12 protein-coding genes are annotated in these 9,753 nt (G+C 49.3%); 3 read left to right on the plus strand and 9 right to left on the minus strand.

All coding sequences use genetic code 11. The features are described from left to right. Nucleotides 1–85: 85 nt before the first annotated feature. The 4 genes from psiF to ABZJ92_RS18690 all read right to left on the minus strand — a co-directional run bounded on the left by psiF (nt 86) and on the right by ABZJ92_RS18690 (nt 2,686). Nucleotides 86–406, minus strand: coding sequence for a phosphate starvation-inducible protein PsiF (gene psiF, locus ABZJ92_RS18675; RefSeq protein WP_005053289.1), 321 nt, complete (start codon nt 404–406; stop codon nt 86–88). 118 nt (nt 407–524) lie between these two features. Further along, nucleotides 525–1,940, minus strand: a complete 1,416-nt coding sequence (phoA, locus tag ABZJ92_RS18680) for an alkaline phosphatase (protein ID WP_005053287.1) — start codon at nt 1,938–1,940, stop codon at nt 525–527. Nucleotides 1,941–2,040: 100 nt separating this feature from the next. Further along, the gene (iraP, locus tag ABZJ92_RS18685; RefSeq protein ID WP_000792969.1) at nt 2,041–2,301 is read right to left on the minus strand and encodes an anti-adapter protein IraP; all 261 of its coding nucleotides are present in this window, start codon (nt 2,299–2,301) and stop codon (nt 2,041–2,043) included. A 181-nt stretch (nt 2,302–2,482) separates the two neighbouring features. Continuing rightward, nucleotides 2,483–2,686 carry a hypothetical protein gene (locus tag ABZJ92_RS18690; protein WP_023517632.1) on the minus strand — a complete coding sequence of 68 codons (204 nt, stop codon included), beginning with the start codon at nt 2,684–2,686 and terminating at the stop codon, nt 2,483–2,485. Nucleotides 2,687–2,763: 77 nt separating this feature from the next. Between ABZJ92_RS18690 and ddlA the strand changes: the two genes are divergently transcribed. Next, a complete protein-coding gene (ddlA, locus tag ABZJ92_RS18695) occupies nt 2,764–3,858 on the plus strand; it encodes a D-alanine--D-alanine ligase (RefSeq protein ID WP_000413677.1) in 1,095 nt (364 codons plus the stop codon). A gap of 23 nt (nt 3,859–3,881) precedes the next feature. On the opposite strand, the gene ABZJ92_RS18700 is transcribed toward ddlA, so the two are convergent. Next, complete coding sequence (locus ABZJ92_RS18700; RefSeq protein WP_001599861.1) at nt 3,882–4,094, minus strand: DUF2754 domain-containing protein; 213 nt, start codon at nt 4,092–4,094, stop codon at nt 3,882–3,884. 259 nt (nt 4,095–4,353) lie between these two features. Between ABZJ92_RS18700 and ABZJ92_RS18705 the strand changes: the two genes are divergently transcribed. Further along, nucleotides 4,354–4,662, plus strand: coding sequence for a YaiY family protein (locus ABZJ92_RS18705; RefSeq protein ID WP_000763148.1), 309 nt, complete (start codon nt 4,354–4,356; stop codon nt 4,660–4,662). Between the two features lie 58 nt (nt 4,663–4,720). Here ABZJ92_RS18705 and yaiW read toward each other — a convergent pair whose 3' ends face one another. Together yaiW and sbmA are read right to left on the minus strand one after the other, a co-directional pair. Continuing rightward, on the minus strand, nt 4,721–5,815 hold the full coding sequence (yaiW, locus tag ABZJ92_RS18710) for a surface-exposed outer membrane lipoprotein YaiW (RefSeq protein ID WP_025745404.1): 1,095 nt from the start codon (nt 5,813–5,815) through the stop codon (nt 4,721–4,723). A gap of 12 nt (nt 5,816–5,827) precedes the next feature. After that, nucleotides 5,828–7,048 (minus strand): peptide antibiotic transporter SbmA, encoded by a 1,221-nt coding sequence (gene sbmA / locus ABZJ92_RS18715; protein WP_001342332.1) that lies wholly within the window; start codon nt 7,046–7,048, stop codon nt 5,828–5,830. 351 nt (nt 7,049–7,399) lie between these two features. Between sbmA and ampH the strand changes: the two genes are divergently transcribed. Then, a complete protein-coding gene (gene ampH, locus ABZJ92_RS18720) occupies nt 7,400–8,557 on the plus strand; it encodes a D-alanyl-D-alanine-carboxypeptidase/endopeptidase AmpH (RefSeq protein ID WP_000830735.1) in 1,158 nt (385 codons plus the stop codon). Here ampH and ABZJ92_RS18725 read toward each other — a convergent pair whose 3' ends face one another. Both ABZJ92_RS18725 and ABZJ92_RS18730 read right to left on the minus strand, forming a co-directional pair. Continuing rightward, a complete protein-coding gene (locus ABZJ92_RS18725) occupies nt 8,558–9,061 on the minus strand; it encodes a helix-turn-helix domain-containing protein (RefSeq protein WP_000953938.1) in 504 nt (167 codons plus the stop codon). It lies immediately after the preceding gene. 87 nt (nt 9,062–9,148) lie between these two features. Beyond that, a partial coding sequence (locus tag ABZJ92_RS18730; protein ID WP_250543925.1) for an autotransporter outer membrane beta-barrel domain-containing protein occupies nt 9,149–9,753 on the minus strand: 605 nt, incomplete at its 5' end.

The following is a 9,753-nucleotide window of genomic DNA, read 5'->3' on the forward strand; positions in this document are numbered from 1 at the left end:
ATGCTTCCATCGGAAACGATGATCTGGCAGCCTGAGTTCACAGATAAAACACTCTCCAGGAAACCCGGGGCGGTTCAATCAGGTATCAGGCGGCTTTCTTGAGGCAGGCACTCATAAACTTATTACGATCATCACCTTTCAGAGCTTGTTGCGTTGCTTGATTATTACATTCACGCATCTTTTGCTGCTGTGGCGTCAAACTTTTTTCACCAGGCGCAGACTTGCTGTTCTTCAGGCAATCACTCATGTAGGTCTTACGAGCATCCCCTTTCAACGCCTGCGCCGTCGCCTGCTGATTACAGGAGGTCATACGCTGTTGTTGTGGGGTTAAGGTTCTCTCGGCAGCGCCGACGGTGGTTAAAAAAACCAGACCAAAAAGCAAGGTAACCAGTAATGTTATTTTCATAGCACCATCCCTCTTCATGTTTTAACCATGAGCGTTTGCGCCCGTGATCTGCCATTAAGTCTGGTTGCTAACAGCAAAAAAACCACCCGGCAGCGAAAATTCACTGCCGGGCGCAGTTTTATTTCAGCCCCAGAGCGGCTTTCATGGTGTAGAAGAGATCGGTCTGGTCGGTCAGTCCAACAACATTGGCGGCATGCGGGCCATACGCCGCAATACGCAACTGACTGCCGGTATGTTCTTGTGAATCCTCTTCGGAATTCCCGTAACTCATCACCATCACTGCGCCATCTTTAGTATTTAGCGCCTGAGTGAGGCCCGGCGCTTTGGTATCCGGCGCAACAACCTGGCTGGCGTGGGCGTGATCAGCGGTGACTATGACCAGCGTGTTACCCTCCTTTTTAGCGAATTCCAGCGCCCGTTGTACGGCTTCATCGAGATCGACCGTCTCGCCAATTTGCCCACAAGGGTTCGCAGCGTGATCCTGTTTATCGATTGACGCACCTTCAACTTGCAGGAAAAATCCTTTCTCATTTTTACTCAACAATTCAATGGCTTTGTCGGTCATCTGTGCCAGGGTTGGTACACTGTCATTACGTTGCGGATTAGGCGTATAGGTGACTGCGGGCTTATCGATATTGCCGTGGTACGTTGCTTTCGGCCCTAGCCAGCGCACTGGCATATTGCCGTCAGCAAACAGGCCAAGCAGGGGTTTTTGCTGATTCGCTTCCGTCACCGAATTCAGTGAGGCAGCATCGTTCACCAACTGATAACCACGCGCCTGTGCCTGTTCACGCAGCGTTTTTCCCTGCCATTCACCAGCGGTTGCCGTTTCAGCAAAGGTTTTTGCGCCGCCGCCAAGCGTAACGTCGGCACGAGCGTTAAGCAGCTGTTCGGTAATCGATCCTTTTCCGCCTTTTTCCAGAGCGTTACCCGGACATTTTTCACTGGTCGCGCTCGGACCGTAGCATTTGCGCGAAGTCACATGTGCCACCAGCGCAGCGGGCGTGGCATCCTGCAACTCTGCGGTAGAAACGTTACCGGTCGCCAGACCTGCGGCTTTTGCCATTTCCAGAATCGTTGGGTGATCTTTTTCGTGAATATCGACGCCCAGCGCGCCGTTATAGGTTTTGACATCGGTTGACCAGGCGGTTGCTGATGCAGCCGAGTCGGTGACGTAGTCCGGTTTGCCAGTTTTTTTATTCAGCGCATAGTGAGTGTATTGCCCGGTAAGCGGTAAGGCATCGATACCTTTAAAAAAGCCGCCCGCACCTTCGGCATAATTACGTGCGGCAGTAATTTCCGAATCCCCCATCCCATCGCCAATCAGCAAAATAATATTTTTTGCAGGTTTATCGCTAAGAGAATCACGCAGAGCGGCGGTCTGATCACCCGTTAAGCGGCGAGCACCGCCGGGTGCAGTAATATCGCCCTGAGCAGCCCGGTTTTCCAGAACAGGCATTTCTGGTGTCCGGGCTTTTGTCACAGGGGTAAACAGTAACGGTAAGAGTGCCAGTGCAATAGTGCTTTGTTTCACTTTATTTTCTCCATGTACAAATACATTAAAAAATAAAAACAAAGCGACTATAAGTCTCGGCCGTGACAACTTTATGACAGCTGTTGAAAAGATTAACTTTTTACTGACAAGGATGCTTCAATAACTTCTTTACGTAATCGCGCAGCAGCTCTGTATCGTCGTCAGGAATGCTGGCATCGGGCTTTACCTCGTACAGCGCCCCCTCTACCTGATCAATCAACCGCTGTTGGTCATTTTGCGCCATATTGCGAAGCATTGCAGTGACGATAATCTCCAAAGCTTCTACCTGCGCACACAGTTCTTTCGACTCTTCTTCTTTTTGGGCAAGCTTAAATAACAACTCAGCAATGAGATTTTTCATGTCTGTATTTCCTTATCCAAAGTATGGAGAAGTTAACATTATGTTTCACAACTTCATAGTGTCTGGAAGTATTATTTTTATGACAAAGGAAATACTTTGCGCAAATATTTTTTGTTTGATTGCCAGCGAAACGTTTCTCTTATTTAAATAATTACCCACACAAAATATAGGCTTTTAATTATCAACCTTTATTATAAATAAAAGCTATGAAATATATTCTCTTCGTTAACTTATAATTAAGAGAAAAAAACTCACCGCATTGCCATTTAAGCCAGGAATAAATTAGCTTCCCGTTCATCATTTTTGTGATCTTGCGCACATCTTTGAGATAACGCACTTTCTTCACCAGTACGTTGCACGCTTTGTCAGCAGAAGATTGCAACAATCTTTCAGAAGGCCGCGAATCCCCCGTTTTGTCGTGGTAATGTATGCACTTTGTGTTAGACGGGATAGGTTTTTAAGATGGAAAAACTGCGGGTAGGAATCGTTTTTGGTGGTAAATCAGCGGAACATGAAGTGTCTCTGCAATCGGCAAAAAACATTGTCGATGCCATTGATAAAAGTCGCTTCGACGTTGTGCTGCTGGGCATTGATAAACAAGGGCAATGGCACGTCAGCGATGCCAGCAATTATCTGCTAAATGCAGACGATCCTGCCCATATTGCGTTGCGCCCTTCGGCGACCAGCCTTGCGCAGGTGCCAGGTAAACATGAGCATCAGCTTATCGACGCGCAAAACGGTCAGCCGTTGCCGACGGTGGATGTCATTTTCCCGATTGTCCACGGTACGCTGGGCGAAGATGGTTCCTTGCAGGGAATGCTGCGGGTCGCCAATTTACCGTTTGTAGGTTCTGATGTTCTGGCTTCAGCAGCCTGTATGGATAAAGATGTCACCAAACGTCTGCTACGCGATGCCGGGCTGAACATTGCGCCATTTATTACCCTGACGCGCGCTAATCGTCACAACATCAGTTTTGCCGAAGTGGAGTCTAAACTGGGGTTACCACTGTTTGTAAAACCGGCTAATCAGGGCTCTTCTGTTGGTGTCAGCAAAGTAACCAGTGAAGAACAGTACGCAATTGCCGTCGATCTGGCGTTCGAGTTCGATCATAAAGTGATCGTTGAGCAAGGGATCAAAGGTCGTGAGATCGAATGCGCAGTTCTGGGCAACGACAATCCGCAAGCCAGCACCTGTGGCGAGATCGTACTCACCAGCGATTTCTATGCCTACGACACCAAGTACATTGACGAAGATGGCGCGAAAGTGGTAGTTCCGGCAGCCATTGCACCAGAGATCAACGATAAGATCCGGGCGATTGCCGTTCAGGCTTATCAGACGTTGGGATGCGCAGGCATGGCGCGTGTAGACGTGTTTTTAACCCCAGAGAACGAAGTGGTGATCAACGAGATCAACACACTGCCTGGCTTCACCAACATCAGTATGTATCCGAAGCTGTGGCAAGCCAGCGGTCTGGGTTACACCGATCTGATCACACGTTTGATTGAGCTGGCGCTGGAGCGTCACGCTGCGGATAACGCATTGAAAACCACAATGTAATATTTTAACGCCCGATAATATTCTTATTGGGCGTTTTCAGTTTCTTCATCGCGACGACGAATAATCAACCCCGCCAGCCAGAAACTAATCACCCACGTCACCAGACCGACGGCATAGGTCTGCCAACCTTTTGCTTCAAATCCCAGTACCCCCACCACGCCATTAAGAATGAATATAAGGCCAATGGCGAACGCATAGTAGTGCCAGTCACGGCGGATTTTTACAGGCAGATTCATGGCAGCTCCGTTAACGAAAAACAACATCCTTGCATATTCTGTAACAACCGTCTGTGGTGTAGACAACATTTTCGTAATTATTAATAAATTTAACTTAAGGTTGCCATTTTGTGACTCACAACGAAGATTCACGCTTCGGGAATATTCCCAACATCAATTTACCATGATTCTGATATTGACAATCTAAATGACCTGTCAGACTTGCCATAAGCCGCTGGTATCACACCAGAAGAGAAGCAGATGACTTCCGGAGGTTTTTATGGCTGATTTCACCCTGTCAAAATCGCTGTTTAGCGGAAAATATCGCAATGCCTCTTCAACGCCTGGCAACATTGCCTATGCGTTGTTTGTGCTGTTTTGCTTTTGGGCTGGGGCGCAATTGCTGAACCTGTTAGTGCATGCGCCCGGCGTCTATGAGCGTTTAATGCAGGTCCAGGAAACAGGTCGCCCACGGGTGGAAATTGGTTTAGGTGTCGGCACCATTTTCGGGCTGATCCCGTTTTTAGCAGGCTGCCTCATTTTTGCAGTGGTGGCGCTATGGCTGCACTGGCGACATCGCCGCCAGTAAAATTTACGTTGCCAGATGCGGCCTGAAACGCCTTATCTGGCCTGACATTCCTGTTTGATCACTGTTTCATACAATGCGCCCGCCGTTCGTCTACGCGCTTCGCAAACCAGGCCGTAGTCAGGTTGCGGGTGATTTTCGGGCTTTCCAGTTGAATGCCAGGCAACATTTCGCGGGGTAGTGATTTACCCGTTTTCGCTTCGGCAAGTTGATAAACTTTCTTGTACAGCGCCGTCTCCTCAAAAGAGAAGCTGTCACCTTTCTCTAACTGACGGCGAATTTCGCTGTCGCTCATCCCCAGTTTTCCCGCCAGTTTGCGCGTTGCCAGTTCGGTTTTCCCGGGTTCTTTACTGTCGTAACGAATTAAATCACCGTCCAGTGCCAGCTTCACGCCGCTGGCCTTACTGACTGCGTTCTGAAACGCGGCATTACGGCTGGCGTACCAGCCAGCGTTAAAATCAGCAAAGCGGTATATCGGTGCGCTATAGCTGGCGGGATAATTCAGTAAATGGTAAGTACCAAACCACAACCCGCCGCGGCGACTGAAGACTTCCTGACGAACTGTACCGTCCATTTTCCACGGATACCCTTTGGTATGCTGTTCGGCAAAAGCAATGCTGACCTGCATCGGCCCACCGGTGCGCACCGGATTAAGCGAACCAAACAGCGTCTGCCCCATTGGTACCATGCTGATCAGATCGTCAAAAATCGCGCTCAATTGCTTTTCTGTACGCACCGAATCTAACCGTTCGCTATAACTTTTGCCGTTTGGCGATTTGATTTTTAGCGCGGTATGAACCAGAAAAGCAGGAATGTGCATCCGTTCAGCACGACGGTCAATCTCTTGCCAGGCGATCTTGCTTAAGCCCGGAACGGCCGGATCTGCCTGATAATTTGACTCCTGCTGCGCCACCGCCAGCACCGAGTAGACGTTTTCCAGCGTCGGTGCCAGCCCCTGACTTTCAAAGGTGGTGGCGAGATCTTTCGCCCAGGCATCGCGGTCTTTCACGCTCGCAGGCATCTTCTGCCGCACGACGCTCGCTACATCTATCGCTTTTTCGCCCTTTTTCAACGGTTGCGGAGCCTGACTACTACACCCCGCTAAAACCAGAACCGCCAACAATGACAGCGAAGATAGATGATTGACGCGCGACATTACTTCTCCTTTTTAGCTCAAGGTATGGGTTACTTCCTGAATTTTGTCACCATCCAGCTCATGTTCAAAGCTGCGCAGACGTTTGTAGATAGACATCAACTCAACCAGTGTGGTCCATGAGTTAATCAGGTACTGGAAAGCACCGCGAACCTGACCAAAAACGTTGGTAATCTGCGTCATCAGGCCGAGCGTAATCGTACCGGCAACAATTGACGGAAACAGCAAGAACAAACCGAAAACGTTATCGACCTGCAAATAGAGAATGCGGGCGATGTTGAAATACATATAGTGAAAATAGAGGCGAAAATAGTTTTTCCGTACGGCGCTAAACAGCTCGCGTACCGTAGGCGGCGTCGCGCGCGTGGCATCGTCTTCACCATAAACCAGCTCTTTACGGTAGGCGGCCTCTACTCGCTGGTTTTTAAACTCCAGCCCCGGCAGTTTGATCCCTACCACTGCCAGCAATCCGGTCCCCATCAGCGACCAGACGATAGCGGCAATCACCAGACCATACGGAATGTGCCCGATAATCGGCAGCTCCGGCACATGCGCGGAGAGCGTTACCAGCACCGGCAGGAAGGCGATCAACGTCATGATGGCGTTGATAAAACTGACGCCCATATTCTCCAGCGTTGAAGCAAAACGCATGGTGTCTTCCTGCACACGCTGTGCGGCACCTTCGATATGACGCAGTTGTTGCCAGTTCGCCATGTAATATTCGTTCATCGCCGTACGCCAGCGGAACACGTAGTGACTGACAAAGAAGTTGTTCAGTACACTGATCACCACCGCGATCAGCGCAATCCCCAGAAAGACGCCCACTTCGCGGTAAAATTGTTCGATAGTGACTTTATGCGGCGAACTTAGCGCGGTTTGAATCAGATCATAGAACGGCGCATACCAGGCGTTGACGGCGACCCCGACTTCCACCAAAAACCAAGTGACGAAGATAATCAGCGCAGTACCGAGTATTGACCAGTATTGCCAACGGTGCGGGCTGTAGATAAACCAGAAAAATGCAAAAAGTCCTACGCAAACAATGTAGTAAGCGTAAAAAATCAGGAAATCCAACGACCAGAAACGCGCGGCGCTAATCGGGATCTGCCCGGAAGCGCCGGTGATACGTGCCACCCAGTCACCCCCACCGGCTTGCCAGAAGATAACGGCAATCAATGCCCAAACAAAGGCCGAGAGAAAAAACGTTCCCGGCTTTGGGAAAAAAGACTTAAACATATGCACTCCTGCTAACTTCTTATCGTTTTAACAACTGCTGTGTATTAACCGCATGACCGCTACAAAGCGTCAGCCAAATGAAACCGCCCATTGTGACCCATAGCAAGGCGCTTAGTTCGCCAGCCTGACCATAAGAATTGTTTCGACGGATTTCACAAACCAAAGATTGTTTACATAAGCGGATTAACACGCGCAGGATCACAAATGCAGGCATTGGTGAGCAGGAAAAAGATCGTGTTTACGCGCCGTTACGTTTTTAACACTATTATTGCACTAATTCGCCCTTTGCAATCCATCAATGAGTAGTATAAATACGCTCAGTTACCTTCATTCAATCTATGGACACCACCGTTGAAACGTAGTCTGCTTTTTTCTGCCGTGCTGTGTGCGGCGTCATTGACCTCCGTCCATGCGGCGCAGCCGATCACTGAACCGGAGTTTGCCTCTGATATTGTCGATCGTTATGCCGATCATATTTTTTACGGCAGCGGTGCCACGGGGATGGCGCTGGTTGTTATCGACGGTAACCAGCGCGTCTTTCGTAGTTATGGTGAAACGCGACCTGGTAATAACGTTCGCCCGCAGCTGGATTCGGTCGTGCGTATTGCTTCCCTCACCAAACTAATGACCAGTGAAATGCTGGTGAAATTGCTCGACCAGGGGACCGTAAAGTTAAACGATCCGCTAAGTAAATATGCTCCGCCAGGCGCACGCGTGCCGACCTACAATGGGACGCCCATTACCCTAGTGAATCTGGCAACCCATACCAGCGCCCTGCCCCGTGAACAGCCCGGTGGCGCGGCACATCGTCCGGTGTTTGTCTGGCCAACGCGCGAGCAACGCTGGAAATACCTTTCTACGGCGAAGCTGAAAGCCGCGCCAGGCAGTCAGGCGGCGTACTCTAACCTTGCGTTCGACCTGCTGGCAGATGCACTGGCGAATGCGTCCGGCAAGCCTTATACCCAGTTGTTTGAAGAGCAGATTACCCATCCATTGGGGATGAAAGACACCACCTACACCCCCTCACCGGATCAGTGCCGCCGTTTAATGGTTGCTGAGCGCGGTGCCAGTCCGTGCAATAACACGCTGGCGGCAATTGGCAGCGGCGGCGTCTATTCCACGCCTGGCGATATGATGCGCTGGATGCAGCAGTATTTGTCATCTGATTTTTATCAGCGCAGTAACCAGGCAGATCGCATGCAGACGTTGATTTATCAGCGCGCGCAGTTTACGAAAGTGATTGGCATGGATGTCCCCGGCAAAGCGGATGCGCTTGGTTTAGGCTGGGTATATATGGCCCCGAAAGAGGGTCGTCCGAGGATTATTCAGAAGACAGGCGGTGGTGGCGGTTTCATTACCTATATGGCGATGATCCCGCAGAAGAATATTGGCGCGTTTGTGGTGGTCACTCGTTCGCCGTTGACGCGCTTTAAAAATATGAGCGATGGCATCAATGATCTGGTGACCGAGCTAAGCGGGAATAAACCGTTGGTTATCCCCGCATCCTGATTAATACTCTGAAGGCAAACGGTTGATAGCGACCAGTTTGCCTTTATTCATTTCGATATAGCCGCCTTTACGCAAAGCAGCGAGAACTTCTGCGACGACAGAACGCGATATGCGTGTACGTTGATGGATATAATTCATCACACCAATACGTGATCGCAATTCTTCATTCCAGTCAATCATTGATAATAATGTTGCGCGGGTTTGTTTGGCTGGTAGATGATATCCCGTACAATTTCCTTCTGATATTAATTTGTATGGTATATCGTTTTTCATTAAACCATCAGCCAGCCCCATAATATAAGGAGCCTGGGTAATACCGATAAGTACGTTTTCTTCTCTACGCAGAGAGATAACTCCTTCTAAAATAACGAAAGTATCTTCGTTATTGACATCACTGGAAAATATAACTTGCTTTTCATTATTAAACTCGAAGCGCGTACCGTATCTGGACAAACATTTATCGAGCTTACCAAATTCCTGAAGAGGTTTAACTACAGATAACATTTGCGCGTCCTTTGCAGTAATGCCCGTCAAATCCTTGACGGGCATTATTTAGATTAAATTACCAGTATTTCTTCGGAGTGAAGAATATTACCAAGTATATTTAACACCCACGTTCGCGGACCAGTCTTGATCTACGTCACCACCACCGAGGTAGTTAGCATCGGTATAGGCGCTGAAGTTCTTGGTGAAGCTGAACTGAGTACCCAGACCAACACGTACCGCAGACCCTTCAGTACCGTTATCGATGGAATCACCGTTCACATCGTTATCGTTGTTAGAGTCGTCGTAGACGTAAGCCAGTTTGAAGTACGGAGTCAGAGCCTGATCTTCGCTGTAGGTGAAGGTATAACCTGCATCTACACCCAGTTCATAACGCATGCTGTCGTAAGGCTGACCGTCAACTTTCATGTCGTTGCTCAGCTGGTAGTCATCACCAGACTGGAACAGACCAGAAATGCTGCCGTAAGGAGTCACGTAACCAGCATCACCCAGTTTGAAGTCGTAACCGGTTTTCAAACCGAAGCCCCAAGCGTCGGAGTTGGTGCTACCGTCAACGTAAGTACCGTTGCTCATGGTTGCAGACAGGTCGTTGTTGAAGTGAGAGTAGCTCAAGCTATGAATCGCCACGGATAATCTAGACACTTCCGAGCCGTTGATAATACTGGTTTTCATATTCTGTCGGTGACATCTGT

This window comes from Shigella sp. FJ200513 (assembly GCF_040495915.1).
Lineage (GTDB): Bacteria > Pseudomonadota > Gammaproteobacteria > Enterobacterales > Enterobacteriaceae > ECMA0423.